The sequence below is a fragment of the Chromobacterium sphagni genome (assembly GCF_001855555.1).
GTDB classification, from domain to species: domain Bacteria; phylum Pseudomonadota; class Gammaproteobacteria; order Burkholderiales; family Chromobacteriaceae; genus Chromobacterium; species Chromobacterium sphagni.
Genome location: NZ_MKCT01000046.1, coordinates 1 through 26,687 on the forward strand (window position 1 = coordinate 1; position 26,687 = coordinate 26,687).

23 protein-coding genes are annotated in these 26,687 nt (G+C 63.7%); 10 read left to right on the top strand and 13 right to left on the bottom strand.

The features are described 5' to 3' along the window. The 4 genes from BI344_RS16080 to BI344_RS16095 form a co-directional block, all read right to left on the bottom strand. Window positions 1–1,018 (bottom strand): NupC/NupG family nucleoside CNT transporter (locus BI344_RS16080; protein ID WP_071113886.1); only part of this gene is annotated, 1,018 nt, incomplete at its 3' end. A 271-nt stretch (window positions 1,019–1,289) separates the two neighbouring features. Beyond that, entirely contained in the window at window positions 1,290–2,834 is a 1,545-nt protein-coding gene (rlmD, locus tag BI344_RS16085) for a 23S rRNA (uracil(1939)-C(5))-methyltransferase RlmD (protein WP_071113887.1), read from the bottom strand. Between the two features lie 98 nt (window positions 2,835–2,932). Continuing rightward, window positions 2,933–3,985 carry a TolC family protein gene (locus BI344_RS16090; RefSeq protein WP_071113888.1) on the bottom strand — a complete coding sequence of 351 codons (1,053 nt, stop codon included), beginning with the start codon at window positions 3,983–3,985 and terminating at the stop codon, window positions 2,933–2,935. Window positions 3,986–4,026: 41 nt separating this feature from the next. Next, a complete protein-coding gene (locus tag BI344_RS16095; RefSeq protein ID WP_071113889.1) occupies window positions 4,027–4,959 on the bottom strand; it encodes an IS5 family transposase in 933 nt (310 codons plus the stop codon). A gap of 34 nt (window positions 4,960–4,993) precedes the next feature. Here BI344_RS16095 and BI344_RS16100 point away from each other — a divergent pair, with 34 nt between their 5' ends. Together BI344_RS16100 and BI344_RS16105 are read left to right on the top strand one after the other, a co-directional pair. Further along, window positions 4,994–5,353 carry a glycosyltransferase gene (locus BI344_RS16100; RefSeq protein WP_241499383.1) on the top strand — a complete coding sequence of 120 codons (360 nt, stop codon included), beginning with the start codon at window positions 4,994–4,996 and terminating at the stop codon, window positions 5,351–5,353. A 91-nt stretch (window positions 5,354–5,444) separates the two neighbouring features. After that, entirely contained in the window at window positions 5,445–6,338 is an 894-nt protein-coding gene (locus BI344_RS16105; protein ID WP_071113891.1) for a L,D-transpeptidase, read from the top strand. 61 nt (window positions 6,339–6,399) lie between these two features. Here the strand turns inward: BI344_RS16105 and BI344_RS16110 are convergent, their stop codons facing one another. Beyond that, the gene (locus BI344_RS16110) at window positions 6,400–7,677 is read right to left on the bottom strand and encodes a bifunctional O-acetylhomoserine aminocarboxypropyltransferase/cysteine synthase (protein WP_071113892.1); all 1,278 of its coding nucleotides are present in this window, start codon (window positions 7,675–7,677) and stop codon (window positions 6,400–6,402) included. A gap of 123 nt (window positions 7,678–7,800) precedes the next feature. Beyond that, window positions 7,801–9,231 (bottom strand): aminotransferase-like domain-containing protein, encoded by a 1,431-nt coding sequence (locus BI344_RS16115; protein ID WP_071113893.1) that lies wholly within the window; start codon window positions 9,229–9,231, stop codon window positions 7,801–7,803. Window positions 9,232–9,433: 202 nt separating this feature from the next. Here BI344_RS16115 and BI344_RS16120 point away from each other — a divergent pair, with 202 nt between their 5' ends. Continuing rightward, entirely contained in the window at window positions 9,434–10,057 is a 624-nt protein-coding gene (locus BI344_RS16120; protein WP_071113894.1) for a LysE family translocator, read from the top strand. Window positions 10,058–10,146: 89 nt separating this feature from the next. Further along, on the top strand, window positions 10,147–11,535 hold the full coding sequence (gltX, locus tag BI344_RS16125) for a glutamate--tRNA ligase (RefSeq protein WP_193431000.1): 1,389 nt from the start codon (window positions 10,147–10,149) through the stop codon (window positions 11,533–11,535). A gap of 81 nt (window positions 11,536–11,616) precedes the next feature. Here gltX and BI344_RS16130 read toward each other — a convergent pair whose 3' ends face one another. Further along, a complete protein-coding gene (locus tag BI344_RS16130; protein ID WP_071113896.1) occupies window positions 11,617–12,069 on the bottom strand; it encodes a hypothetical protein in 453 nt (150 codons plus the stop codon). 125 nt (window positions 12,070–12,194) lie between these two features. Next, on the bottom strand, window positions 12,195–12,575 hold the full coding sequence (gene crcB, locus BI344_RS16135; RefSeq protein ID WP_071113897.1) for a fluoride efflux transporter CrcB: 381 nt from the start codon (window positions 12,573–12,575) through the stop codon (window positions 12,195–12,197). 399 nt (window positions 12,576–12,974) lie between these two features. On the opposite strand from crcB, the gene BI344_RS16140 reads away from it, so the two are divergent. Continuing rightward, window positions 12,975–13,400, top strand: coding sequence for an acyl-CoA thioesterase (locus BI344_RS16140; RefSeq protein WP_095210840.1), 426 nt, complete (start codon window positions 12,975–12,977; stop codon window positions 13,398–13,400). 1 nt (window position 13,401) lies between these two features. Here BI344_RS16140 and mnmC read toward each other — a convergent pair whose 3' ends face one another. Beyond that, the gene (mnmC, locus tag BI344_RS16145) at window positions 13,402–15,480 is read right to left on the bottom strand and encodes a bifunctional tRNA (5-methylaminomethyl-2-thiouridine)(34)-methyltransferase MnmC2/FAD-dependent 5-carboxymethylaminomethyl-2-thiouridine(34) oxidoreductase MnmC1 (RefSeq protein WP_241499384.1); all 2,079 of its coding nucleotides are present in this window, start codon (window positions 15,478–15,480) and stop codon (window positions 13,402–13,404) included. Between the two features lie 41 nt (window positions 15,481–15,521). Continuing rightward, the gene (locus BI344_RS24425; protein ID WP_158020800.1) at window positions 15,522–15,686 is read right to left on the bottom strand and encodes a hypothetical protein; all 165 of its coding nucleotides are present in this window, start codon (window positions 15,684–15,686) and stop codon (window positions 15,522–15,524) included. A gap of 108 nt (window positions 15,687–15,794) precedes the next feature. Between BI344_RS24425 and BI344_RS16150 the strand changes: the two genes are divergently transcribed. Next, a complete protein-coding gene (locus tag BI344_RS16150; protein WP_071113898.1) occupies window positions 15,795–17,825 on the top strand; it encodes a methyl-accepting chemotaxis protein in 2,031 nt (676 codons plus the stop codon). Here the strand turns inward: BI344_RS16150 and BI344_RS16155 are convergent. Then, complete coding sequence (locus tag BI344_RS16155; RefSeq protein WP_071113899.1) at window positions 17,822–18,142, bottom strand: hypothetical protein; 321 nt, start codon at window positions 18,140–18,142, stop codon at window positions 17,822–17,824. The genes BI344_RS16150 and BI344_RS16155 overlap by 4 nt on opposite strands. Before the next feature lie 310 nt (window positions 18,143–18,452). Between BI344_RS16155 and clpB the strand changes: the two genes are divergently transcribed. Continuing rightward, on the top strand, window positions 18,453–21,032 hold the full coding sequence (gene clpB, locus BI344_RS16160) for an ATP-dependent chaperone ClpB (protein ID WP_071113900.1): 2,580 nt from the start codon (window positions 18,453–18,455) through the stop codon (window positions 21,030–21,032). Between the two features lie 67 nt (window positions 21,033–21,099). On the opposite strand, the gene BI344_RS16165 is transcribed toward clpB, so the two are convergent. After that, complete coding sequence (locus BI344_RS16165) at window positions 21,100–21,666, bottom strand: DNA-3-methyladenine glycosylase I (RefSeq protein ID WP_071113901.1); 567 nt, start codon at window positions 21,664–21,666, stop codon at window positions 21,100–21,102. A 2-nt stretch (window positions 21,667–21,668) separates the two neighbouring features. Next, window positions 21,669–22,112 carry a flagellar assembly protein FliW gene (fliW, locus tag BI344_RS16170; RefSeq protein WP_071113902.1) on the bottom strand — a complete coding sequence of 148 codons (444 nt, stop codon included), beginning with the start codon at window positions 22,110–22,112 and terminating at the stop codon, window positions 21,669–21,671. Between the two features lie 327 nt (window positions 22,113–22,439). On the opposite strand from fliW, the gene BI344_RS16175 reads away from it, so the two are divergent. From BI344_RS16175 to BI344_RS16185, 3 genes are all read left to right on the top strand, one after another. Further along, window positions 22,440–23,654, top strand: coding sequence for an EAL domain-containing response regulator (locus BI344_RS16175; protein WP_071113903.1), 1,215 nt, complete (start codon window positions 22,440–22,442; stop codon window positions 23,652–23,654). Window positions 23,655–23,664: 10 nt separating this feature from the next. Continuing rightward, the gene (locus BI344_RS16180; protein WP_193430999.1) at window positions 23,665–24,399 is read left to right on the top strand and encodes a response regulator; all 735 of its coding nucleotides are present in this window, start codon (window positions 23,665–23,667) and stop codon (window positions 24,397–24,399) included. A 1-nt stretch (window position 24,400) separates the two neighbouring features. Further along, on the top strand, window positions 24,401–26,687 hold a 2,287-nt coding region (locus BI344_RS16185; RefSeq protein ID WP_139167053.1), incomplete at its 3' end, for a PAS domain S-box protein.

Here is a 26,687-nt window from a genome sequence, read left to right on the forward strand (position 1 = left end):
GGAAGATGGACAGCACGCCGCGGGTGTAGGCTGACAGGTGGGCGGCCTGGTTCTTCAGTTCCAGCATGGCAACGAATTCGTTGGTGACCAGCTTGGTCGCCATGATGCTGCTGGCGGTCAGCGCCTCGTTGGTGGGTACGCCCATCAGCCAGGCGAACGGCCAGAACACATAGCCCAGCATGGTCTGGAAGTTGATCCCGAAGATCGAGGTGAAAATGAAGTTGACGCAGGCGATCAGCGCGATGAAGCCGACCAGCATCGCGGCGACGATCACCGCGATCTTGAAGCCGGTCAGGATGTATTCTCCCAGCATTTCGAAGAAGGACACGCGATGCCCGTCGCTGCTGATCAGTTCGTCCTCGCCCAGCGCGCTGTCGTAGGGGTTGATCAGCGACAGCACCACGAAGGTGCTGAACAGATTGAGCACCAGGGCGGTCACCACGTAACGCGGCTCTATCATCTGCATGTAGGAGCCGACGATGGACATCGACACGGTGGACATCGCGGTGGCGGCCAGCGTGTACATGCGCTTTTCGTCGAAGGTGTGGATGATGTTCTTGTAGGCGATGAAGTTTTCCGACTGGCCTACCATCATCGAGCTGATGGCGTTGAACGATTCGATCTTGCCCATGCCGCTGATCTTCGACAGCACGAAGCCGACAGCGCGGATGACCACCGGCAGCACGCGGATGTGCTGCAGGATGCCGATCAGCACCGAGATGAACACGATGGGCATCAGCACGTTCAGGAAGAAGCTGAATTCACCCTTGTTCTGGATGCCGCCGAAGGCGAACTGGGTGCCTTCGCCGGCGAAGTCCATCAGCTTGGTGAAGACGCCGGAGATGCTGCCGACGATGGCGAGGCCGTAAGTGGTGTTGAGCAGGAAGAACGCCAGCGCGATCTCGATGACCAGCAGCTGGATCACGGAGCGTATCTTGATGTTCTTGCGGTCGCGCGCGACCAGCTGGGTGAGGGCCAGCACGACGACGAGGCCGATGATGAATTGGACGATATGCATGGTTAGGTGTCGCTTTTGGGTTTCCCCCTGCCGGGGCGTGTTTCGAGCAGTGTGTCGGTCCCGCGCCTGGGGCGGGCCGACGCCAGTTTTTATAAAGGCGGCCGGTTTTACGGCCTGGGCCTTGCCGTCATGCGCCATGGGTAAGCGCCGGCGGTGTCGGCACAATGCGCTGAAGTTCGAGTTAAAACCAGTCTTTAAATCAAACAATCTGTCTTTAAATGAAGACAAAAACGCCCGGTTTGACGCAATGGTCAAAACCGGGCGGGTTTCATCACGCCTGCGACGGATCGCCTTCGGCTTCGCGGCGGGCCTTCTCGCTGAAATAGTGGGCGCGGCGCGCTTCCTTGGCGGCGGCTTTCTCGGCCTGCTGCTGGGCTTTCTTCGCTTCTTCCGCGGCTTCCTCGGCCTTGCGCGCCGCCTTCGCCGCTTCGCGCTCGGCCGCTTCCAGCGCTTCTATCGCTTCCACTTCCTTGCGGCTCTTGCACGGGCTGGTCTTCTCGAACCAGGCCACCGACTCCACATGCGCCGTGTGAGGGAACATATTGATGATGCCGGCCGTCTTCAGCGTGTAGCCCTTGGTATTGACGAGGATGCCGGCGTCGCGCGCCAGCGTGGCCGGGTTGCAGGACACGTAGACGATGCGCTTGGGCGCGGTTTCCTCGGTGATGGCCTTCAGCAGCTGCACCGCGCCGTCGCGCGGCGGGTCCACCAGCATCTTGTCGAACTTGCCGAGCGAGGCGAACGATTCCTCGGTGACTTCGAACAGGTTGGCCATTTCATAGCTCACCTTGTCCTGCAGGCCGTTGTGGGTGGCGTTTTCCACCGCGCGCTTCACCAGCGGCTGGCTGCCTTCCATGCCGTGCACTTGCGCGCCGGAGCGGGCGATCGGCAGGGTGAAGTTGCCGATGCCGCAGAACATGTCGGCGATGCGCTCGCCCGGCTGCGGGTCGAGGAATTTCAGCGCGCGCGCCACCATCACCGCATTGATCTGCGGGTTCACCTGGGTGAATTCGGTGGGGTAGTAGGGCATCTCCACCGCGTACTCCGGCATGCTGTAGGTCAACTTGGGCGTATCCAGCGGATAGATCGGGTAGCAGGTTTCCGGGCCCTTGGGCTGCAGCCAGATCTGCAGCGGGCGTTCGGCGCTGCGGTGCGCATCGGCGAAGCCCTTCAGGATTTCAAAGTCGGCGTCGGTGATGTCGTCCATATTGCGGAACACCAGGATGTCCAGCTTGTCGCCGACGGCCACTTCCACCTGCGGCATGCGCTGGCTGATCGACAGCCTGGCGATCATTTCCCGCAGCGGCAGGATCAGGTCGGAGATGTGCTTGGGCAGGATGTGGCATTCGCGCATCTCGGCGATGTAGCTGGAGTTCTTCTCGTGGAAGCCCACCAGCACGCCGCCCTTCTTGGCCACCAGGCGGGCGGACAGTCGGGCGCGATGACGGTAATGCCAGGCCGGTCCGGCGATGGGGGTCAGAATGCGTTCGGCCTTGACCCTGCCGATGCGTTGCAGATTGTCCTCCAGCACGCGCTGCTTGATCGCCACCTGGGCGCTGAACTCGACGTGCTGCATCGAACAGCCGCCGCAGGTGCCGAAGTGCGGACAGCGCGGCTCGGCGCGCATGAAGCTTTCCTTCAGCACGGCGCTGGTCTGGGCGTTTTCGTAGCTGGGCTTCTTGCGGTAGCTGCTGTAGACCACCTTTTCGTACGGCAGGGCGCCATCGATGAAAATGGTCTTGCCGTCAACATGGGCGACCCCCCGGCCTTCGTGATCCAGCGATTCGACCAGGGCAATAGTCTTTGGGTGCGTCATCGTCTTGCTTGCGAAATCAATCGGTAAACGCGGATTTTCTCAAAAACCGGCGATTCTTGCTGGTTTTTTTATGCTGCAGCCGTTGCGGGCTCTGGATGTCACCGCAAGGCCCCGGGATCAAGCCTCCCCACGCTGGCGGCCAGTTGTAGGCGGGCGGTCAGCCAGTCTGTCAGCGCCTGCACCCGTTGTTGGCGCGCCTTGGCCAATTCAGCCTGCACGCTCAGCAGTTCCAGAATGTTGCCGGCTCCTTTTTCGTAGCGGGCCTTGCCGACGACGAAGGCTGCCTGCGCGCTGTCCAGCAGCTCGCGTGTGATACGTGCATTCGCGGTGGCGGTCTCCAGTGACTGGTAATGGGTCCAGACGCCTTGCGTCACCTGCATCTGTGCGTCTTCCAGCTGGGCCTGCCGGTTTTCCGCCTCGGCGGCGGCCTGCAAGATCTGATAGTGCCGGCCAAAACCCTCGAATAGCGGGATGTCGACCTGTATGCCGATGTAGTGATCCTGCGCGCGCGCGCCCACCAGCGGCAGGCCCGTGCCCAGGCTCTCCGGCTGGGTGCTGTGGTTGGCGCGCGCGACGAAGCTGACGGACGGCCTCCCCTGTGCCTGTACTTGGTCCTCCTTGGCCTGGGCTGCGGCCAGCTGCGCACGGGCGGCCAGCAGGCTGGGGTGCTCCCGTTGGGCGACGGCTAATAATTCGTCTACTGGCCCCAGGCCGGCGTTGGACGAGGCGTCGAACTGGCTGGCCGGCGGCAGGCGCAGTGGAGTGGATGGCGACAAGCCCATGTCCAGCGCCAGCGCCCCCATCGCATTGCGCCAGGCGCCTTCGGCCTTGGCCAGCGCGTACCGGGCCTGGGCAGCGGCCGTTTGCGCCTGCAATTGGTCGCTGATGGCGGCAACGCCGGCGCGGACGCGCCGGCTGGAGGCCTCAAGGCTCTGCTCCGCGACCGTTTCGGTTTCTTGCTCCGCCTGCCTGGCGGCCTGGGCGGCGATGGCGGCGTAATAGTCCTGGGCGGTGCCGGCCAGGACTTTCTGCATCACGCCGTCCAGATTGGCTTGGGCGGATTCCAGCAGGGCGTGCGCGTTCTTCAGAGCGGCGTCGCGGGCGCCAAAGTCGTATAGCAACCAGTTCAACGTCAGGCGGCTCTGTTGCACAAATCCCAGGCAGGACGAGTTTCCCCTTTCCCCAAACCGATTTATGCCATAGCCACCGTGCACAGCCGGCCCAGCATGCTGAAGCGGCTCAAGATGGCAGCACGCACTTGCAGCTCTGCCACTTGGCCATCGAAGCACCGGGCTGTCACTCTTTCACCCAGCAACTTGAAGCAATGCATCTTGGTTTCGACCAAGCTGCGGCGATGGTAGCCACTCCAGCGTTTCCAGATCGCCCTGCCCAATCGCTTGGTGGCCCGCAGAATCTCGTTTCGAGCCAGCACACCCGGCCAACTTCCTTTCCACGGCCGCGCATTCTTGCGCGTCGGGATGCACCCGATTGCGCCGCGCGCGGCAATCGCCTCATGACATGCCTTGGTATCGAAAGCCCCGTCGCCACTCACGCAGGCTATCGGCTCATCGACCGGGATTTGCACCAAGAGCGAAGGCAGCATTTGCGCATTGCCCTGGCGCTTGTCTGTCACCGCCAGGGCGCGGATTTGCAGGGTTTTCGCATCGATGCCCAGATGCACCTTGCGCCATTGCCGGCAGTATTCCGCGCCGTGTTTCTTAGTTTTCCACTCACCGTCACCCAACATCTTGATGCCTGTGCTATCCACCAGAATATGCAACGCGCCTGAGCTTTTCTGATAGGGAATCTTGACCTGCAGCGTCTGCTGCCGCCTGGACAACGTGCTGTAGTCCGGGACGCTCCAGTCCAGTCCCGCCAACTTGAGCAGGCTTTGCATGAAACCGATGGTCTGCCGCAAAGGCAGTCCAAATAGGTTCTTGATGGTCAGACAGAATGGAATAGCGGCATCACTATAGGTCTGCGTCCGTCCGCGCTTGCCCTGCGGAGTCGCCTGCCATGACATGGTTGTGTCGAACCAGACGGACAGAGAGCCGCGTCGGATTAGGGCTTGGTTGTAGGCTTTCCAGTTGGTCGTGCGGTAGCGTTTTGGAGCGGGCTTGGTCATGCCGCTATCTTAACCAAGCCGCGGTGCGGCGGATTTGTGCAACAAAGCCCCGTATGACTACTATTTGCGGTTATTGCAAGTTTCGACGGCGCATGTGTATCTGACTTATCCCTTTGTCTTGTCGTGGTCGATGCTGGAGGCGATGGCGTGCGGTTGCGTCGTGATCGGCTCGCGGACCGCGCCGGTGCAGGAGGTGATTGAGGAGGGGCGCAATGGTTTGTTGGTGGACTTTTTTTCTCCAGAAGACATCGCCGACGCGGTGGCTGGCGCGTGCCGGTCTCGGCAGGACTTGGCTGAGTTGCGCCAGGCCGCGCGGCAGTCGGTGGTGGAGCGTTATGATTTGACGGAGGTTTGTTTGCCCAGACAGCTGCAGCTGCTAGGTTTGGCGAATTGATGCTTGGCGGGGCGGTGTAAATTCGCACAATCCGGGCTGGCGGGGCTTTCTGTTACAATCTGAACCATGTTCATGTAATTCAGGGCAAGGTATGTTGAAGTGGTTATCGGTGCTGGCGCTGGGTGGCTCGCTGGCGTTTCCGTGCGCGGCGGCGGTGACTCCGGCGCCGGACATCCAGGTGAACCCGGCGGGACGGCATCTGGTGCTGAACCTGCCGCAGGCGCGGCTGTTCCTGTATCAGGACGGCAAGTTGGCGCGGATCTTCCCGGTGGCGGTGGGCAAAATGCTGACCCAGACGCCGACTGGCAGCTTCGATATCACCGGCATCTACAAGGCGCCGGCCTGGCATGTCCCCAAGTCCATCCAGGAGGAAATGCGCCGCAGCGGCAAGGAAGTGCAGACCGTGGTGCCGCCTGGCCCCAACAATCCGCTGGGCCCGGTGTTCGTGCGCTTCGGCGAGAGCAGCCTGGGCTTGGGCTTCCACGGTACCAACGCCCCGGCTTCGGTGCCCGGATTCCGCAGCCATGGCTGCGTGCGGATGCATAACGAGGATGCGCTGGAGCTGGCCGGTACGGTCAGCCGCGGCGACGCGGTCACCATCGCCTACCAGACCATACTGCTGAGCCAGGACGAGGCCGGCCAGTTGTGGCTGACCGTCTACCGCAATCATTACAAGCAGGAGGACCCGTCGCTGCAATATCTGGCGCAGACCTTGCTGGACTGGCAGCGCGAGCATGGGCAGGCCTTGTATGGCCAGCGGGTGGACGATGCCCTGAAGCAGCGCAACGGCAAACCGGTGTGCCTGAGCTGCAAGAGCGCCAACGGCGCAATCAGTGGCGGCCTGCAGGCGTTCGCCTGGCTGTCGCGCATGGCGCACGATGCGCCTGCGATGCCCGCCGCCAGCCAACCCTTGCAGGAACACGAGGTAGGTCCGCCGGCCCGCGCTAGCCAGCGCGGCCGTGCATCCGCCGCCAGGGCGGGGTGACGGGTTGCGAGGGAAATGGAAAAGGGCCGTGGATGCGGCCCTTTCTGTTTGCGGCATTTATTTATTGCGCGGCCGCTTTCAGCGCTTGGCCGATGTCCGCCAGGATGTCGTCGATATGCTCGATGCCAATGGATAGCCGGATCAGTTCCGGCTTGACGCCGGCGCTCAGTTGCTCTTCCGGCGACAGCTGGCGGTGGGTGGTGGAGGCGGGGTGGCAGGCCAGCGATTTGGCGTCGCCGATATTGACCAGCCGGGTCACCAATTGCAGCGCGTCGATGAAGCGGCCGCCGGCTTGCTCCCCGCCCTTGATGCCGAAGGACAGGATGCCGGAGGCGCGGCCGCCCAGGTAGCGGTCCGCCAGCGGCTTGCTCGGACTGTCCGGCAGGCCGGCGTATTCCACCCACTCCACCGCCGGGCTTTCCCGCAGGTATTGAGCCACGCGCAGCGCGTTGTCGCAAATGCGGTCCATTCGCAACGCCAGCGTTTCGATTCCCTGCAGGATCAGGAAAGAGTTGAACGGCGAGATCGCCGCGCCGGTGTTGCGCAGCGGTACCACGCGGGCGCGGGCGATGTAGGCCGCCGCGCCCAGCGCCTCGACATAATTGACGCCGTGATAGCTGACGTCCGGGGTGTTCAGCCGCGCGAAGCGCTTGGCGTGCTCGCCCCATGGGAATTTGCCCGAGTCGACGATGACGCCGCCTATGCTGTTGCCGTGGCCGCCCAGATATTTGGTCAGGCTGTGCACCACGATGTCGGCGCCGTGTTCGAACGGGCGGCACAGATAGGGCGAGGGCACGGTGTTGTCGACGATCAGCGGCAGGCCGTGGCGGTGCGCCTCGGCGGCGAAGGCGGCGAAGTCCACCACGTTGCCCAGCGGGTTGCCGATGGATTCGCAGAACACTGCGCGGGTCCGCTCGTCCACCAGGGCGGCGATGGCGGCAGGGTCGCGGTAGTCGATGAAGCGCACTTCTATGCCGAACTGCGGGAAGGTGTGGGCGAACAGATTGTAGGTGCCGCCATACAGCGTGCGGGTGGCGATGATGTTGTCGCCGGCCTCGGCGATGGTCTGGATGGCATAGGTGACGGCCGCCATGCCGGAGGCCACCGCCAGAGCGCCTATGCCGCCTTCCAGCGCAGCCACCCGTTTCTCCAGCACGTCGGTGGTGGGGTTCATGATGCGGGTGTAGATATTGCCCTGCACTTTGAGGTCGAACAGGTCGGCGCCGTGCTGGGTGCTGTCGAAGGCATAGCTGGTGGTCTGGTACAAGGGCACCGCGACCGCATGGGTGGTGGGGTCGGGGCTGTATCCGGCGTGGACGGCTAGGGTTTCCAGTTTCATCGTCAGGCTCCAGGACGGGTTGGCGGAATGGTCAGGCTGATGTCATGAACATCTACCTTAATGCCGCTTCTGAATGACCACAAGGAGATAACGATGCTTCTAAATATAACTATCCGTTATATTTCAATCCTTGTCCGCCAGTTGGCCCGCCAACTCTCCCACCCGCGCCAGCGCCCGTTGGTAGGCTTCGTTCCACGGATAGCAGCATGACAGCCGCAGGCAGTTGCGGTAGCGGCCCTTGGCCGAGTACATCGCGCCCGGCACTACGGTGATGCGTTCCGCCAGCGCGGCATGGAACAGCTGCATGGTGTCGGCGTGGCTGGGCAGCTCCACCCACAGCAGGCAGCCGCCTGAGGGCAGGGTGGCGCGGGTGCCGGTTGGGAAGTGCTGCGCCACCGCGCCGCGCAGCTTCTCCATCTGGTTGATGAAGTGGCGGCGGATCAGCCGCAGGTGGTGGTCGTAGCCGCCGCTCTCCAGATATTCCGCCAAGGTTTCTTCCAATAGCGCCGGCTGGCCCAGGCTGCTGGCGAACTTCAGTCGCCGCACCGCGCTGAGAAATCGTCCCGGCGCGATCCAGCCGATGCGGAAGCCGGGCGCCAGCGTCTTGCTGTAGCTGGCGCACAAAAGCACCCAGCCGTCGCGGTCGTAGGCTTTCACCGCGTCCGGAGTGGTGGCGCCGTAGAACAGGTCGGCGTGCGGCACGTCCTCGATCAGCGGCACCTGGTAGTCGCATACCAGCTGCGCCAGCCGCTGCTTGGCTTCCGGCGGCATGGTGCTGCCCAGCGGGTTGTGCACCGTGGGCATCGCCACGATGGCATTGAGCCGCTTTTCCGACAGCAACAATTCCAGCGCGTCCAGCGCCAGTCCGCTGGTGGGGTGGGTGGGGATTTCGATCACGCTCAAGCCCAGGTCCTTCAGCATAGGCAGCAGCGCGAAATAGGTGGGCGACTCCACGCCCACGGTGTCGCCCGGTTTGCAAGTGGCGCGCAGCGCCAGTTGCAGCGCCTCAGTGCAGCCGTTGCTGATCACCAAGTCGTCCGCCGCCAGCACGCAGCCCCAGCTCACCGCGCGCTGCGCGATCTGCCGCCGCAGCCGCTCCGAACCCGGCGGGAACGGGTAGTCGGTAGTCAGCTCGGGGTGCTGGCGCAGCAGCCGGCCCATGATGTGCTTGAAGCGGGTGGTGGGGTAGAAGTCGCTGCCGCGCGGGCTGGCCAGCGACAGGTCGATGAAGTCGGCCTGGTTTTGCGCGCCCATCACCGCCTCGATCTGGTCCACCACCTCGCCGCCGGTGTGGTGGGCGGCGCTTTGCCGGCGCATCCGCGGCAACGGCAGGTTGGCGGCGGACTTGACGTAGAAGCCCGACTGCGGTCGGGCTTCGATCAGGCCGCGGTCCTCCAGCGTGCGGTAGGTCAGCAGGATGGTGGACGGGCTGACCTTGTGCATGGCGCAGGCCTTGCGCACAGACGGCAGGCGCTCGCCGGGACGGACCGTGCCGGTCTGGATCAGGGTGGTCCATTCGTTCACCAGCTGCTGGTAGAGCGGCTCGCTGCTCATTTTTCAATCTCCGGATGGGTGCGGACGGTACAGTTTCGAACGAAATCGACCATAACAATTTTTCACTTTTTAAACTGTTATGGTCTCAATTGTATTTTTCTGAATCTGTAATTGTCCAGCGCAAAAGCCTAATATGACGGCCTTGAGTCGGGGAATGTCCCGAGAGTGCCGGCGGATCGCCGGTTGCGGTTTAGGAGTCGTCATGAATCTGGTAGCGCTGGTCACTTATCTCTTGGTGATGTCCATCACCCCCGGCCCCAATAATCTGGTGCTGGCCTCGTCCGGCGTCAATTTCGGTTTTTCCCGGACTTTGCCGTCCTTGCTGGGCATGGCGCTGGGCCTGTCCCTGCAGGTGGGCATCCTCACCGTCGCGCTGGGCGCCTTGATGTCGCTGATGGAGTCGCTGCAGCTGTATCTGGCGATTGCCGGCTGCTGCTACCTGCTGTGGCTGTCCTGGAGCATGGCGCGCGCCGGCGCCGGCAGAAGCGCCGACGCCGGCGTTCGGCCGATGGGATTTTGGGGTGGCGTGATGTTCAACTGGCTCAATCCCAAGGTATGGCTGATGGGCTTCAACCTGGTGATGGTATTCCTGCCGGCGCACATGAACGCTTGGTACGCCGCCGCCTTGTTCGTGTTGATCACCTTTTTCACCAGCCTGCCGTGCATCGCGGTGTGGGCCGGCTCCGGCGTGGCCATCCGCCGTTTTCTCGATTCGCCTTTGCGGCTGCGCGCCTTCAACTTCAGCATGGCCGCCATGCTCGCCTTGACCGCTTTCTGGCTGCTGGCGCAGATGATGCCGGCCCACACCCTGCCGAATATGGTCTGAGCCATGCAAAATAAGGCCCGCAAGTTTGCGGGCTTTTTTGTTGACGGCGTACAATAGCCGTCTTTCAGTTTTCCCGCAGAGTCCTACCCATCATGATCCGTACCCGTTTCGCCCCCAGCCCCACCGGTTACCTGCACATCGGCGGCGTGCGCACCGCGCTGTTTTCCTGGGCCTACGCCCGCAAGAACAACGGCGTGTTCGTGCTGCGCATCGAAGACACCGACCTGGAGCGCTCCACCCCGGAATCGGTGAAAGCCATTCTGGATGGCATGCATTGGGTGGGTCTGGACTACGACGAGGGTCCGTTCTACCAGACCCACCGTTTCGACCGCTACAAGGAAGTCATCCAGCAGCTGCTGGCTTCCGGCCACGCCTACCCGTGCTATTGCAGCAAGGAAGAACTGGAGGCGATGCGGGCCGAGCAGGAAGCTCGCGGCGACAAGCCGCGTTACGACCGCCGCTGGCGGCCGGAGGAAGGCAAGACCTTGCCGGCCGTTCCTGAGGGTGTGCAGCCGGTGGTGCGCTTCAAGACGCCGCTGGACGGCGTGGTGGCCTGGGACGACGCGGTCAAGGGCCGCATCGAGATATCCAACACCGAGCTGGACGACCTGATCATCGCCCGTCCGGACGGCAGCCCCACCTACAACTTCTGCGTGGTGGTGGACGATTGGGACATGCAGATCACCCACGTGATCCGCGGCGACGACCACGTCAACAACACTCCGCGCCAGATCAACATCCTCAAGGCGCTGAACGCGCCGCTGCCGGTGTACGGCCATCTGCCGATGATCCTCAATGAGGACGGCCAGAAGATGTCCAAGCGCCGCGACGCGGTGAGCGTGGTGGACTACGCCGACAAGGGCATTCTGCCGGAAGCGCTGCTCAACTATCTGGCGCGCCTGGGCTGGGGCCACGGCGACGACGAATTCTTCAGCATGGAGCAGTTCGTCGAATGGTTCAGCCTGGAGGCGGTCAGCCCTTCGGCCAGCCGCTTCAACCAGGAAAAATTCATGTGGCTGAACGCGCAGCACATCAAGGCCGCCGACAATGGCCGCCTGGCCGAGCTGATCGCGCCGCGCCTGGCCGCCGCCAATGTCGACACCTCCAGCGGTCCGGCCATGAGCGACGTGCTGGCCTTGGTGAAAGAGCGGGTGCAGGACCTGAACGCGCTGGCGCTGGAGGTGGACTACTTCTACCGTAAGCGTGAGCCGGCCGCCGCCGATGTGGAAAAGCACCTGGCCGGCGACACCGTCGCGCGGATGGGCCGCTTCGCCGACAAGCTGGCCGCGCTGGACAATTGGACCGCTGAAAGCATTCACGAACTGTTCAAGCCCTTCTGCGCCGACGAAGGCATCAAGATGGGTCAGCTGGGCATGCCGCTGCGGGTGCTGGTGTGCGGCACCACCCAGACTCCGTCGGTAGACGCGGTGCTGGCGCTGATAGGCAAGGACGAAGTGCTGCGCCGCCTGCGCGGCTGATTCAGGGCCGGCCGCAAGGCTGTCCCGAGGCAAAGACACCCCGCGTCGCCGCGGGGTGTTTTGTTTGGCTCGGGGGAAGGCTTAGGGCAGCGCGGCCATGATTTCCTGCGCGGTGGCGGCGTAGGCCTGGTACTGGTCTTGGTTGGGGGCGTGCTGCGAGGCGTTGTTCCGGCTGACGAAGGCCGCGAGGGGCGCCACGTGGTTGGCGGCCGGAATCAGGCCTGCGCCGTCCTCTACGAATTGCAGCAGGGTGTCGAAGATGGGGCCGGCCTCGCCGGCCAGGCCTGCGATGCAGGCGTCGAAGCTGCCGTCGTATTCGCCGATGATGGCCAGAACATGATTCTGGCTGGGAGTGGGGCCGGGTTGCAGATTAGGCGCGGCGCGGTCCAGCAGCAGCAGGCGGGCATAGTGGATGGTGCCTAGGGAGGCCAGCGCCCGACGCAGCCGGGGCTGGCTTTCCCGGATGGCGTCTGCCAGGGAGGCAAGGTCGGCGTCTTGCCGGATCGGCATCAGCAGCGTCAGAGGGTTTGCCATGTCAATCTCCGGAGAAACACTTAGTTCGGAGGTTGAAAGATAGAATCAGGACTACGCTGCTTCAAATGTGGCAAATACGTAGTACTAGCTTGTCCTTTTGCATGGCCGATGGCGCAGGCGGCGGCTCAGCGCCGCAGTAGCTGCCAGCTGGCGATGCCGGCCATGGTCATCAGCAGCGAGCCGCTGACGTGCACCGCGATGGCGGTGAGGGCCGGCATCAGCTGGCCCTGGCGCAGCAGGTCCACTACTTCCGCCGAGAAGGTGGAGAAGGTGGTTAGCCCGCCGCAGAAGCCGGTGATGATCAGCAAGCGCCACATCGGCGACAGGCTGGGCATGTCGGCAAATAGTGCCACCGCCAGGCCTATGATGTAGCCGCCTATCAGATTGGCGGCCAGCGTGCCGGGCGGCAGGGCAGGGAACAGGCTGTTCAGCCTGAGCCCGAGAAACCAGCGCAACAGCGCGCCTATGGCGGCGCCGCCGGCGATGGCGAATATCGATTTCCACATGGTGATGGCGTACGGGGTTGACTATGTTCGCCATTTTGCATGGCGGGACGGTTTTCGTACAGGCAGCGCTTGGGCGCGGCCGAGGGCAAAAAAAAAGAGCCCCAAAGGGGGCTCCCAATTGCACCTTCGCTCAGGTGACCAGACTACGCGCCATTGACGACGCAATCCGATCGCGTCCGGCTTGAGAATCCGTTGGGTTTCGCAAGCTGACCGGGTCATTATCCCGACTGCGGCGGGCGGCCAGTAGCGTGATTGTTGATGGCTTGTGTGACAGGGTGTAATGGAATTCAGTTGGAATTAACACTTTAGCAAAACAATCGTCTGGAATGTTTGGATGAGCACGTGTCAGGTGCTTTGACGCTATCATATGGCGACCAACCCACATGAAAGGATCAGGTTTTGACCACGCTTTATCCGGTAATAGACAAGCGCGTCATCAGCATGCGCTGGGGCGACATGGACGCCGTCGGCCATCTGAACAACACCTACTATTTCCGCTATCTGGAGCAGGTGCGGATCGAATGGCTGGACTCGCTGGGCTACGGTATCGATCCGGACAATATCGGCCCGGTGCTGGCCAATACCGCTTGCACCTTCCGCAAGCAGCTGACCTACCCCGCAACGCTGGAAATCACCATCGAGCTGGAAAAACTGGGCCGCAGCAGCCTGAAACTGCACCATCATTTCTATCGGCAGGACGACCCCGGCGTGGTGTACGCCAGCGCCGAGGTGTTGCTGGTCTGGGTCGACTATAAGGCGCAGAAGTCGGTAGCCATACCCGATCCCATCCGCGAGGCGATCCAGCGCGCGCTGCCGGCCGAATGATTCACCGCGCGTCCGGGTTCAGCTTGTGGCGGATCAGGTCGCGCAGCAGAAAGCGGCTGGGATGGACCGCCTGCATCAGGTCGGCCGGCAGCGGCGCCGGTTCTCCCTCAAGCAGCGCCGCCAGAATCTCTCCCGACAACGGCGCGGTGATCAGGCCGCGCGAGCCGTGCGCGGTATTGACGTACAGGCCCTCGACCCAGGGGCAGGGCTGCTCCGGGCGCAGGGTGGCGTCCTTCGCCAATTCCCGGTAGCGGTCGGCGAAGTCGCGGGGGGTGACCACCGGGCCGATCAACGGCAGATAGTCGGGGCTGGTGCAGCGGAAGGCTGCCCGGCCATCGAGACCGGCGCTGGCGGCATCTCCTCCGGTCAGGCTGCCGTGCAGAGCCGGCGCCAGCTCGGCCAGCATCTGCAGGTTTTCCCGGTGCTCCCCTTCGCTCACAGCCAGGTCGTCGCTGTCGAACTTGAAGGTGGCGCCCAGGCAATGCCGGCCGTCGCGGGCCGGCGAGATGTAGCCTTCGCCGCACAGCACGGTGGCCAGCCGCGCGCTGTCCGCCGTGGCGGCGATACTGGTCACCTGGCCGCGTATCTTTTTCAGCGGCAGATGGCTGGTGGAGTCGAATTGGGCGGTTTCCGCCGCGCCGGCCAGCACCACCACCGAGGCCAGGGCCAGCGGACCGCTCTCGTCGCTGGCCAGCCAGCTTTGCTGTTCCGGGCTGTAGTCCAACTGCAGCACGGTATGGTTGGTGCGCAGCGTGATATTGGGATGCTGCGTCAGCCGAGCCACCAGCGCCGGTGGATGCACCCAGCCGCCTTGCGGGAAAAACAGCCCGCCGCTGGGCAGCGCCACGCCGGCCAGTTCGCTGGCCTGGGCTCGGTCCAGCCGCCGCATCACGCTTTCCGGCAGGCCCAGCGCGGCCAGCGCCTGCTGTTTTTCCTCTTGCTTGTCTTCATACGCCAACTGCAGCACGCCGCAGGCCTGCCAGCTCCGCTCCTCGCCCGGAAGCAGCGTGTGCAGCGCGCGCAGGCTGTAGGCGTAACCGGACAGCACCAGCCGGCTCAAGGGGGTGAGATGCGGCGACAACTTGGTGTACAGCACGCCTTGAGGATTACCGGAGGCGGCGCTGGCCAATTGCGGCATGCGTTCTATCAGCGTCACCTGCCAGCCGCGCCGGGCCAGGCTATAGGCGGTGGAGGCACCGGCCATGCCGCCGCCTACCACAATGGCGCTGCGTTCGCGCCAGCGCTGCGGCGGACGGTCAAACCAGGGCGGCTGCCATGGCGCTGCCGGGGCGGCGTTCAGCCGGCCATGGCAGATGTGGCGTTTCTGTCCGTGCCCCGGCGCTTTTTTGACTTCGAATCCGGCCTCCGCCAGGCCGCGGCGCACGGCGCCGGCGCTGGTGAAGGTGGCGAAGGTGGCGTGGGGCGCGGACAGCCTGGCCATCTGGTCGAACAAGGGTGGTTGCCACATGTCCGGGTTTTTCGACGGCGCGAAGCCGTCCAGAAACCAGGCGTCTACACGGGCATCCAGCAACGGCAGCACCTCCAGCACATCGCCTATCATCAGCGTCAGGCTGACGCGGCCATCGGCCAGCAGCAGCCGGTGCCAGCCCGGCGTCAACGCATCGTATTGCCGCAGCAACTGGCTGGACTGGGCGGTCAGTTCCGGCCACAACGCCAGCGCGCGCGACAGGTCTGTCGGCGTGAGCGGGTATTTCTCGGCGCTGACGAAGTGCAGCCGGGCGTCGGCCGGCGCGCATTGTTCGAAGCATTGCCAGGCGCAGAGGAAATTAAGGCCGGTGCCGAAGCCGGTTTCGGCGATGGTGAACTGGCCATGGCCGGGCAGCGCGGCGAAGCGCTCCGCCAGCTGGTTGTGTTGAATGAAGACATGGCGGGTTTCATCCAGGCCGGCGTCGCGGGAGAAATACACGTCGCCAAAGGCGAGCGACAGCGGTTGGCCGTCCTGCCAGGCGAGCTGGGCGTGCCGGGTGGGGCTGGTGTCGGAAGGCGTGGTCATCGGCGGCTTGGTCCGCGGCCTTGAAAGCCGGCGGATGGTCTGTTCGGTCAGCCAGGATTGTCGCACGGCCAATACAGGCGTTCCAGATGGATAATGCGCCGACACCGTTATTTGTCGTTAATCAGTCTAATAAAATTGGCATTGCGTTCAAAAATGCCATAGGCATGGACTGGGTCGGTATTGTCGCGATGGCAGGCGCGGCGGGCGTTTGCCGGGCGGAAGCCTGTAATAAGATGAAGAAGCGGCGGCCAGGCGGGACGGGCCGCCATCATGACATGAGCCTTCCAGTTCTTCGCGATCGGCGCCGCGCCGTCCGCTGGGTATGGATGGGCGATGCGGTTTCTGGCCGGGCGGATTCCGGCGGGGGCGGAGAGAGGGCGATGAAGCGAGCAAGCAGCATAGGCAGCCGGCTGGTGTTGACCCAGGTGGTACTGATGGTGTTGGTGGCGGGCGCGATCATGTACCCGCTATACCTGTTCAGCCAGCGGCTGATGCTGGAGCGTACCCAGAAAGTGCAGGCCCAGTTGTTGGCGCAGTCCTTGAACATGGTGGACGGTTTCAACGAGTCGCTGCGGCTGTCCACCCGTCAGTTTGAAAAAGTGTTCTTCGCCGAATTCAAGGGCGGTTTCAGTCTGAAACCGGCGCAGAAGATCCGCGTGGCCGGGGCGGAGACGCCGGCGCTGATGATGGGGAGCGAGCTGGTCAACGGCAATAACCAGATGGCTGACCACTTTTCCGCCGTCAGCGGCAACGTCGCCTCGATCTATGCGCGCGACGGCGACGACTTCGTCCGCATCTCCACCACGCTGCTGATGGAAAACGGCAACCGCGCGCTGGGCAGCAAACTGGAACGCGCCGCGCCGGCCTACGCCAAGTTGATGGCGGGCGACGGCTACATCGGCCTGGCCAATCTGTACGGCCGCGATTACGTCACCAGTTACAGTCCGATCAAGGACGGCGACGGCAAGGTGATAGGCGCCACCTTTGTCGGCGTCGGCGCCACCGAGGGTATCGCCAGCCTGCTGGTGCGGCTGGGCAAGGTGAGGCTGGAGGACAGCGGCCATATCGACGTGATCGACGTCAATCCTGCCTCGGCCAGCTATGGCCGCTATCTTCTGCATCCCAAGCTCAACGGCCGTTCGATAGACAAATCGCGGGATGCCGGCGGCCAGCCCTACCTGCGCGACCTGCTCAAGGCCGGCAGCGGCAATCTGACCGTGCGCCTGCCCAGCGACAAGGGCGCGGACGCGCACATGCTGTCCTATGCCGCCTTCGCGCCGTGGAACTGGCTGGTGGTCAGCGACGAGACCGAGTCCGAACTGCAGCGCGAAAACCGCATGCTGGTGGTCTGGCTGGCGGCCGGCTGTAGCGTATTGCTGGTGGTGCTGGCTCTGGCTCTGTGGGGTGTGACCCGGATCCTGGTGACGCGGCCGGTGCGCCAACTGGTGGCCGAGGTGGCGTCCATCCGCGACAACCACGATCTGCAGCACCGCTTGCAGATACGGCGGCGGGACGAGATGGGCGAGGTGGCCGACGCGCTCAACGGCTTGCTGGACAGCTTCCAGCAGGCGCTCAACCGTACCAGCCACCATGCGGTGGACCTGGACCGCGCGGCGCAGGACCTGTCGCAGAAGGCTGGCGCGGCGGCGGCCTCTTCCGGCGAGCAGCGCAACAGCGCGCAGCAGATGTCGCAGCATACCGAGCTGCTGATCGCTGGCGTGGAGCAGATCGAGCGGGTGGTGGGCGAGGCCAGCGATGTGGCGCGCGCCTCCAGCGAGGCGGCGCAGAACGGCAGCACGAGCCTGGTGGCGGCGGTGGACGAGGTCAACCGCATCACCGCCACCCTGGACAACGCCGCTGACAGCCTGCAGGCGCTGGAGAGCAATGCGCGCCAGATCAGCGACATCGTCAATGTCATCCATGATATCGCCGATCAGACCAATCTGTTGGCGTTGAACGCGGCGATCGAGGCCGCCCGCGCCGGTGAGATGGGCCGCGGTTTCGCGGTGGTGGCCGACGAGGTGCGCAAGCTGGCGGAACGCACCAGCCAGTCCACCCGGCAGATAGCCGGGATGATAGAGGCGATGCAACAGGCCACGGTGCTGGCGGTGCAGGCGATGCGCCAGTCGGTGAGTTGCGCGTCGGAAGGCGCGGCCATTACCGCGCGGGCCAGGGAGGCGATGGCCTCTATCGTCGCCGATGCGGAAAAATCGATGGAGGTGGTGGCCTGCATCAATCAGGAACTGGCCTCGCAGCGGCAGGCGGTGGAGAGCATCGCAGTGCAGGTGGCCCATGTGGCGCGGCTGGCGGACACCAATAACCAGGCCGCCGAGCGCTCGGCGGAAACCGCTGGCGAGATGGCGCGGCTGGCGGATTCGCTGACGCGGGAGGTGAGGGTGTTCCGCGCCTAGAAGGTCCAGCGCAGATTCAGCGTGGTGACGGCGGTCTTCTGTTGCCGCGTACCGACCGATATTCTGGGTGAATAGACTAGCTCCAGCGCCAGCGGGCGGGAGCCGCTGTTCAGCTGGGGCCGGGTGGCCAGGCCGTGGTGGCCGGAGCCGTCGAGAGGGCCGGCTTGCGGCAGCAATCCGGCAGTCAACGGACCGGCGACGGCCCATTCCCTACGCCAGCCGAGCGAGGCGAAATAGGCGTCCTTGCGGAAGGCGTCGCGGTGGCCGCCGGCGCGGTTGAACCAGCGGCCCAGCCCATCGCCCCGGCGAAGTTCCATTCCAGGCCGGCGTCGGGATTGCTCTGGTTCGGGCGGCAGTATGGCAACCATGGCGGACCGACGCGTCAAACAGCGGCAGCGAAAACTCGCTGGCGACGGCGGGGCGGGCGCAAAGCGATCAACTGGCGGCGAGCAGCAGAAGCCGGTTCATGAATCCCTGCTTGCTTGCCAATCGGCGGAGTGATATTTCCCTGTCATGTCGCGGTGCGGGTGTTGAGCCTAGTCAAAGCTGTGACCGGCGTCACTCTTGAAATGATCGGCAGGCTCCCCCAAATGGAAGACATCGATAGTTTTTACTGGAGCGTCAACCATGCGATTCGACAAATTGACCACCAAATTCCAACAGGCGCTGGGCGACGCGCAAAGCCTGGCCGTGGCGGGCGACAACGCCTATATCGAGCCTCAGCACCTGCTGTTGGCGCTGCTGGATGACAGCGAAGGCGGCGTCGGCGGCCTGCTGGCCCGCGCCGGCGTCAACGTGCCGGCGCTGAAGGCCGGCCTGAAGCTGGCGGTGGAGCGCTTGCCGCGCGTGCAGGGCCATGGCGGAGAAATCACCGTCTCGCGCGATTTGTCCAATCTGCTGAACGTCACCGACAAGATCGCGATGAAGCTGGGCGACGAGTACATCGCCAGCGAGCTATTCCTGTCGGCGCTGAGCCAGGACAAGGGCGAAACCGGACGGCTGCTGAAAGAGCATGGCGGCAGCCACGCCTCCATCCAGGCAGCCATCGATGCAGTGCGCGGCGGCGAAAATGTCTCCAGCGCCGACGCCGAAGGCCAGCGCGAGGCGCTGAAGAAATACACGATGGACCTGACCGAGCGCGCCCGCCAAGGCAAGCTGGATCCGGTGATTGGCCGCGACGATGAAATCCGCCGCGCCATCCAGGTGCTGCAGCGCCGCACCAAGAATAACCCGGTGCTGATCGGCGAGCCGGGCGTGGGCAAGACCGCCATCGTCGAAGGCCTGGCGCAGCGCATCGTCAATGGCGAAGTGCCGGAAAGTCTGAAGAACAAGCGCCTGCTGGTGCTGGACCTGGCTTCGCTGATTGCCGGCGCCAAGTACCGCGGCGAGTTTGAGGAGCGGCTGAAGGCGGTGCTGAATGATCTGGCGAAAGACGACGGCCAGACGCTGATTTTCATCGACGAAATCCACACCCTGGTGGGGGCGGGCAAGGCCGAGGGCGCGATGGACGCCGGCAATATGCTGAAGCCGGCGCTGGCGCGCGGCGAGCTGCACTGCATCGGCGCCACCACCTTGGACGAATACCGCAAGTACATCGAGAAGGACGCCGCGCTGGAGCGCCGCTTCCAGAAGGTGCTGGTGGGCGAGCCGTCGGTGGAGGACACTATCGCCATTCTGCGCGGCTTGCAGGAAAAGTACGAAATCCATCACGGCGTCGACATCACCGACCCGGCTATCGTCGCCGCGGCGGAGCTCTCCCAGCGCTACATCACCGACCGCTTCCTGCCCGACAAGGCGATAGACCTGATCGACGAGGCGGCGTCCAAGATCAAGATGGAGCTGGACTCCAAGCCGGAATCGATGGACAAGCTGGACCGCCGGCTGATCCAGCTGAAGATCGAGCGCGAGGCGGTGAAGCGCGAGAGCGACGAGGCTTCGCAGAAGCGTCTGCAGCTGATCGAGGAGGAAATCGAGCGCCTGCAGCGCGAATACGCCGACCTGGAGGAAATCTGGAAGGCGGAGAAGGCCGCCGCCCAGGGCAGCCAGAGCATCAAGGAGGAGATCGATCGCCTCAAGGTGGAGATGGAAGACCTCAAGCGCAAGGGCGACTGGCAGAAGCTGGCCGAACTGCAGTACGGCAAGCTGCCCAAGCTGGAAGCCAGCCTGAAGGAGGCCGAAGCCGCCGGCAGCGGCGAGCAGGCCAAGCCCAACCGCCTGCTGCGCACCCAGGTGGGGGCGGAGGAGATCGCCGAAGTGGTCAGCCGCGCCACCGGCATCCCGGTGTCCAAGATGCTGACCGGCGAGCGCGAGAAACTGCTGCATATGGAAGATGTGCTGCATCAGCGGGTGGTGGGGCAGGACGAGGCGGTGACCGCGGTGGCCGACGCCATCCGCCGCTCGCGCTCCGGCCTGGCCGATCCGAACAAGCCGTACGGATCGTTCCTGTTCCTGGGGCCGACCGGCGTCGGCAAGACCGAACTGTGCAAGACGCTGGCGGGATTCCTGTTCGACAGCGAAGATCACCTGATCCGCATCGACATGTCGGAATACATGGAGAAGCATTCGGTGGCGCGGCTGATCGGCGCGCCGCCCGGATACGTGGGTTATGAAGAGGGCGGCTACCTCACCGAACAGGTGCGGCGCAAACCGTATAGCGTGATCCTGCTGGACGAGGTGGAGAAAGCGCATCCGGACGTGTTCAACGTATTGCTGCAGGTGCTGGACGACGGTCGCCTCACCGACGGCCAGGGCCGCACCGTCGACTTCAAGAACACCGTGATCGTGATGACTTCCAATATCGGCAGCCAGCAGATCCAGGCGATGGCTATGGACGACTACCAGGTGATCAAGCTGGCGGTGATGGCCGAGGTGAAGATCCAGTTCCGGCCCGAGTTCGTCAACCGCATCGACGAGGTGGTGGTGTTCCATGCGCTGGACGAGAAGCATATCCAGTCCATCGCCCGCATCCAGCTCAAGGGACTGGAGGCCAGGCTGGCCAAGCTGGACCTCAATCTGCAGATCAGCTCCGAGGCGCTGGCCCTGCTGTCCGAAGCCGGTTTCGATCCGGTCTATGGCGCGCGGCCGTTGAAGCGGGCCATCCAGAGCGAGCTGGAAAATCCGCTGGCCAAGGCCATCCTGGCTGGCAAGTACCCGCCCAAGGCTACGGTGATGGTGGACGCGAGGAATGGGCAGCTGGTGTTCGACTGATCCTCGCCGCTGCGCAAAGGAACGGCCGCCTCTTCAGGCGGCCGTTTTCATGGCGGAGCCGCCGGACTCAGCCGGCCTGGTCCGGGTGCAGGAAGCAGTCGGACAGGTGGTCGTTGACTACGCCGCAGGCTTGCAGATAAGCGTAGATCACCGTGCTGCCGACGAAGTTCATCCCGGCCTTCTGCAGCGCCTTGCTGATGAGGTCGGACAGCTCGTTGCTGGCCGGAACCCGGGAGTCGTCGTAGCGCCGCAATATCGGCTGGCCGTCCACATGCGCCCATAGCCAGTCGGCGAAGCTGCCGTGCTGGCTCTGCATCTGCAGGAATACCTTGGCGTTGCGGATGGCGCTGCGGAGCTTCAGCCGGTTGCGCACGATGGCCGGGTTGCCCATCAGCCGCTCCACATCGTCCTCGCTCATCGCCGCCACCTTGGCCGGGTCGAAGCCATGAAACGCTTCCCTATAGCCTTCGCGCTTTCTCAGGATTGTGATCCAGGACAGCCCGGCCTGGGCGCCCTCCAGGATCAGCATCTCGAACAGCTTGCGGTCGTCGCGCTCGGGGCGGCCCCATTCGTGGTCGTGGTAGGCGACGTACAGCGGATCGTCGCCGCACCATGGGCATCGTGGCGGGCTCATGCTCAGGGCGTATGCAGCAGGACGTCGATCTGCAGACCGGTTTTCTGGATGCCGCGCTGCGACGACAGGCCGATGACCAGCGGATTGCACAGATTGGCCTGCAACGGTCCCAGCGCCGGGTGGGAATCGCGGTCCGCCTCCAGCGGGCGGTACAGCATCAGCAGGATGGCCGCATCCTCTGGGCCTTGCAGCTGCAGTTGCGCCACTTCCTGGTCGGATAGCTCGATTTGGAAGCGCACGCCCAGCCGTTCCGGCAGGGTCAGGCTGAAGGTGATGCCCGGATCGTCCAGCGATTGCAGCCAATAGACCTGGGGCATCGGATGGGTGGCGTCATGGAACAGCTTGAAGCGGGTGCAGTTCTCCAGGGCCGGAATGCCGTGGGGGAAGGTGATGATGGTCTTTTCGTCCACCTCGACATTGCCAAGCTGGCTGGAATCAAAGCGCATGGGACTCTCCTTGCGGAATGGGTGTGGCGGTAGCCTTAATGATACCGCAGCGCTGGGGATTGTCATAAATCGATGCCGGCGGCACGAGCCGCGCAATTGCGGACCGGCAGGCAAGGCCGTCTTGTACTGACAAATTTGTCAGCCTATACATGGTATTACGCTATCTAGCATTACGCGAATGTCTTAGCGTTGAGGCAAGTCTGGCTACAGGCTTTTCCGACGCATCGGGTTGGATTTTCTGCAGCGCTTAATTTCGGTAAGGCGGCATCTCTGGCGTCCTGTGGGGCGGGCCCGGTTCTGCTACGCCTGGAGAAGGGGCGGTCTAGCATGGAACTGAAACCGAAGCGATTTTTGATACTGGACGATCAACTGGTGTTGCGGAAGCTGATCTCCCGTCAGGCCAGCTTCTTCAGCCGCTATGCGGTGGAAATCGACGAATTCAGCGATCCCGCAGAGGCGTTGCGCAGCATTGCCGAGGGCGGCTATCAACTGATCATCACCGACATCGGCATGCCTGGCATGAACGGCATAGACTTCATCAAGAATGTCGCCAGGCTGGGTTATCAATCGGCGCTGCTGATCATTTCCGGTTACGACGACAAGACCTTGCAGACCATTGCCGACATGTCCACCAATCTGGGCATCGCCTGCACCCGTTTTCTGTCCAAGCCGTACTCCGCCGAAGCCTTCGTCGCGATGCTGAATGGCATCTTCAACGAACTGGAGCGCACCGAGCTGCCGGCGTCGATGGATATCGAGCTGCTGCTGGCGGATATCTGCAATGACAAATTCATGCTGGAGTTTGCGCCCATTGTGTCGCTGGCCGACCATCTGCCGGTCGGCTTCTCTCTGCGAACCCTGGCCATAGGCGGCCAGCGCTGCTGCATCGACCATCTGCTGCCTTTGCTGGCGGGGCGGCGCATGGCGTCGGCGGTGGCGCTGGAGACGATGGTGGAACGGATAGGCCGACGGTTGCAGGGCCTATTCCATGCCGCCGGGCAGGACGAGTGCCGGATTCATATCCGCATCGACGAAGCCTGCCTGTGCGCCGACAATGTTTTTGACCATTGTTTCACCCAGTTGCAACAGTATGGCGTGGCGCCGAACCGGATCAGCTTCGAACTGGCCGATGGCCTGAGCCGCCGCTCCGACGCGCTGTGCTTCGAGAACATCGCCAAGATCAAGTACCTCGGTTTCCGGCTGGTGGCGGACGCATTCGGCACCGGTTCGCTGACCGTCGGCAATCTGCTCAAGTTTCCGTTCGACCAGATCAACGTGCCGGTGGAAACCCTGCGCTGGCTGCGGACACTGCAGGGCGAGGACTCCAATACCTTCCGTCTGCTGCGCCATTTCGGCCTGTCCCAGGTTGCGGTTTGCGCCACCCGGGTGAGCGACGAGGAGGGCCGGGAGTTGGCGCTGGCGATGGGCTGCGCCAAGGGACTGGGGGATTTTCTGGCAGGGGCCGTGGCCGAGCAGGATCTAGCGCAGGCCATCATCGATTGCCAGGGCGACCAGGCAGCTCCAGGCGGGACCACTGAGTGAAGGAGACGCGATGATTTCGGTCGACCTTGCCCGTTTACGCATCCTGATCGTCGACGACCAGACGCTGGTCAGGACCCTGATTTCCCAAGCGTTGCAAAGCATGGGCGTCAAGTCGGACTATATCTTCCAGGCGGCGGACGGCACGACGGCGATGCGCCTGCTGGATATCCGCATGGTCGACATCGTGCTGTGCGATGTGCAGATGCTGCCGATGAACGGCATGGACCTGTTGAAGGAGCTGCGCTGCGGCCATACCGCCAATGCTTCCAATCTGCCGTTCGTGTTCCTGTCCGGCCATGCCGACCGCGCCAATGTGGTGCTGGCCAGCCAGCTGCATGCCGACGGCTTCGTGGTCAAGCCGCCCAAACCCGCCGACGTGGAGAAGGCGATCCAGGCGGCGATGCACAGGGCGAGGCCGGAGATCGATCCTTTCAGCTATTACCATGTCGCCACCGGCACCGAGTACGACAACAAGGTGTTTGGCAAGCTGTTCGAAACCCGCGCTCCGGTTTATCAGGAGGAGCCGGAAGAACAATGCTTGCCGCTGGACAAGATCAAGCCGGGATCGCTGCTGACTCGGGATTTGCGCAGCAAGGCCGGGCATCTGCTGCTGCCGCGCGGCGCCACCATTTCAGCCAATCAACTGGCGGTGCTGAAGGATTTCAGCGATCGCTACGGCGTGGCGCTGATCTATGTGATCGACAGCTCGGAGGCGGCGGCGAGCCCTTCCGTAGCGAGGCACTAGCATGCTGAAGCAAAAGGCGCGGCATAGCCAGGCGATGGCGATAGGCCGGAGCGTGCTGGCCATCGTTTTGCTGTTGGGCATCCTGCAGGCCGGGGTGATGTTGCAGTTGCAGGTGTCGGCCTGGAACGCGTACCAGCAGGCCGATAAATTGGTGTCGCTGAATCAGGACGCCGGCTTGCTTTACCGCTTCGCCGACGTCCAGCATCAGGAGAGTGGCCAACTGCGGATGCTGTTGCTGGCCAGGCAGCCGGATGCCGGCGAGCTTGCGCGGCAGGACAGGCTGGCGCGCCTGGCGGACGAGCGTTTCCTAAACCTGGTTACTTCATTGCACGGGCGCGGCGAGGCGCGGATGAACGAGAAGGTGGAGCGGCTGCAGCAGTCGTTCCGTCAGTATCAGCAGATGAGGCGGCAGGCCAGGACAGTCTGGCAGTCCGGCTCGGGGCCGGACGAGGCGCTGACCACCCGCCTGTACGAGCAGACGCGGGATGTGCAGGAGCAGGTTCAGCATTTGCTGGACGAAGCGGTGATGCAGATGGCGGCCAGCGGGGATGCCAGGATCAACAATCTGGCCTGGCTGATGCAGGACATCTGGGGACTGGATTCATGGCTGCGCTCCAACGCGCAGGCGCTGGTGCTGCGGTCCGAGCTGGAGGGCCGGCTGGACCGCAATATTGAGGAGGACCTGGCCCGGCGCCTGGGGGGCGGCATGCTCACGCTGGGCAAGCTGCGGCCCAGGGTGGACAGCGTGGGCATGCCGCGATTGACGCAGCAATTTGCCCAGCTGTCCATGTTGTCCAGCAAGTTGCAGCTTCTGGTGCAGTTGCAGCTGGAACAACTGGATGGCCGTTTGAAGTTCAGCCAGGCGACCGACTACCGGCTCAATCTGCAGCAACTGACCTCGGTGCTGCAGCAGATGCAGACGGCGGTTTCCACGCGTGCCGATGCAGTCGCGCAAGAGAACCGCCAGTATTACCGCCAGATCCTGCTGCGCGAAGGCCTGTTCGCGCTGGCGGCGCTGGGCCTGCTGACCGTTCTGCTGTACGTGATGGTGCGCAAGGTGCTCAGGCCGCTGGACTTCCTGCAGCGCATGCTGGACGTTTCCGGCGACGCGATGCTGGTGGTCAATCATCGCGGCGTGATCGACATCGCCAATGAGGGCGCCGGGCGGATGTTCGGCTATCCGCTCTCCACCCTGGTGGGCATGCCGGTGCGGCAGCTGTTCGTGATGGACGACGAACTGCACGGCGTGATGGCCGAGCTCGAAGTTCAGGCGGGGCGCATTCTGCCGGTGGAGGGCATGGGTAGCGGCGGCGAGCGTTTCCACGCGATGCTGAATATCGGCCGATTCTCCGAAGAGGCGGCGCCGAAACTGAATATCCTGATCGTGCGCGACGAACACAAGCGCAGGCTGGCGGAAGGCTCGCTGGAGCGCAGCGTCGCCTTGCTGTCGGTGATTTCCGAGATCGAGGCGATGCTGCTGGCCCGCGCGACGCGCGACGCGGTGTTTCGGCGGCTGCACAACACCTTTCTGGAGTTCACCAGCTCGGAAGAGTGCATGCTGGTGGTCTGGGCGTCGCAGGATGGCGGCGAGGAAGCCCTGCAGCTGCAGGCCGGCCAGTGGCCGGACTTCCTGCCGCGGATCCAGCAACTGTCGCAGTCGGAAACGCCGCTCGCCTCGCTATTCCGCAGCCTGTCCGTCCAGCCTTCCTGGGTTTCGCTGCCTGTGGTGTTGGGCGGAGAGGCTACCGCCGGAGTGTGTCTGCTGCGGCCGACGCTGTCGCAGCTCGGCATCAGCATCCTGCCGCTGCTGGGCGCCTATGCGAATATTCTCGGCTTTTATGCCGAGGAAGACCGGCGCAAGCTGTCCGAGGCCCAGTTGCGGGCGGTGCTGCAGGAAGAGGAGGCGGTGTATTCCGCCTCGCCGGTGGGGCTGCTGCGCCTGAACGAGCATTTCCAGATCACCCGCGCCAACCTCACCGCCGAGAGCATTTTCGAAGTGGGCGACGAATATGGCCTGTCCGGCATGCACCTGATGGAGCTGCTGGCGTCGGAGCATGGCTGGTACGAGCTGGCCGAGCAGATGTCCAAGATGCAGCACGACAATGCCCGCATCCACTGCGAACTGGAATGCCTGACCGGCACCGGCCGCCCGATCTGGGTGCTGTTCGAGGGGCAGCTGCTGTTCCCGGATGCGTCCGAGTCGGTGATCATCCTGGCCTGCCTGGACATCACCGAGCGCAAGATGGCGGAGTTCGAGCTTCGGATGGCGCGCGACCAGGCCAATGCCG

What these genes read in the sequence shown, in the direction of transcription:
- rlmD (WP_071113887.1), bottom strand. Translation starts at nt 2,834, where the DNA reads ATGACGCACCCAAAGACTATTGCCCTGGTCGAATCGCTGGATCACGAA.
- BI344_RS16095 (WP_071113889.1), bottom strand. Translation starts at nt 4,959, where the DNA reads ATGACCAAGCCCGCTCCAAAACGCTACCGCACGACCAACTGGAAAGCC.
- BI344_RS16105 (WP_071113891.1), top strand. Translation starts at nt 5,445, where the DNA reads ATGTTGAAGTGGTTATCGGTGCTGGCGCTGGGTGGCTCGCTGGCGTTT.
- BI344_RS16110 (WP_071113892.1), bottom strand. Translation starts at nt 7,677, where the DNA reads ATGAAACTGGAAACCCTAGCCGTCCACGCCGGATACAGCCCCGACCCC.
- BI344_RS16115 (WP_071113893.1), bottom strand. Translation starts at nt 9,231, where the DNA reads ATGAGCAGCGAGCCGCTCTACCAGCAGCTGGTGAACGAATGGACCACC.
- BI344_RS16120 (WP_071113894.1), top strand. Translation starts at nt 9,434, where the DNA reads ATGAATCTGGTAGCGCTGGTCACTTATCTCTTGGTGATGTCCATCACC.
- BI344_RS16130 (WP_071113896.1), bottom strand. Translation starts at nt 12,069, where the DNA reads ATGGCAAACCCTCTGACGCTGCTGATGCCGATCCGGCAAGACGCCGAC.
- crcB (WP_071113897.1), bottom strand. Translation starts at nt 12,575, where the DNA reads ATGTGGAAATCGATATTCGCCATCGCCGGCGGCGCCGCCATAGGCGCG.
- BI344_RS24425 (WP_158020800.1), bottom strand. Translation starts at nt 15,686, where the DNA reads ATGATGGCGGCCCGTCCCGCCTGGCCGCCGCTTCTTCATCTTATTACA.
- BI344_RS16150 (WP_071113898.1), top strand. Translation starts at nt 15,795, where the DNA reads ATGAAGCGAGCAAGCAGCATAGGCAGCCGGCTGGTGTTGACCCAGGTG.
- BI344_RS16155 (WP_071113899.1), bottom strand. Translation starts at nt 18,142, where the DNA reads ATGGAACTTCGCCGGGGCGATGGGCTGGGCCGCTGGTTCAACCGCGCC.
- clpB (WP_071113900.1), top strand. Translation starts at nt 18,453, where the DNA reads ATGCGATTCGACAAATTGACCACCAAATTCCAACAGGCGCTGGGCGAC.
- BI344_RS16165 (WP_071113901.1), bottom strand. Translation starts at nt 21,666, where the DNA reads ATGAGCCCGCCACGATGCCCATGGTGCGGCGACGATCCGCTGTACGTC.
- fliW (WP_071113902.1), bottom strand. Translation starts at nt 22,112, where the DNA reads ATGCGCTTTGATTCCAGCCAGCTTGGCAATGTCGAGGTGGACGAAAAG.
- BI344_RS16175 (WP_071113903.1), top strand. Translation starts at nt 22,440, where the DNA reads ATGGAACTGAAACCGAAGCGATTTTTGATACTGGACGATCAACTGGTG.
- BI344_RS16180 (WP_193430999.1), top strand. Translation starts at nt 23,665, where the DNA reads ATGATTTCGGTCGACCTTGCCCGTTTACGCATCCTGATCGTCGACGAC.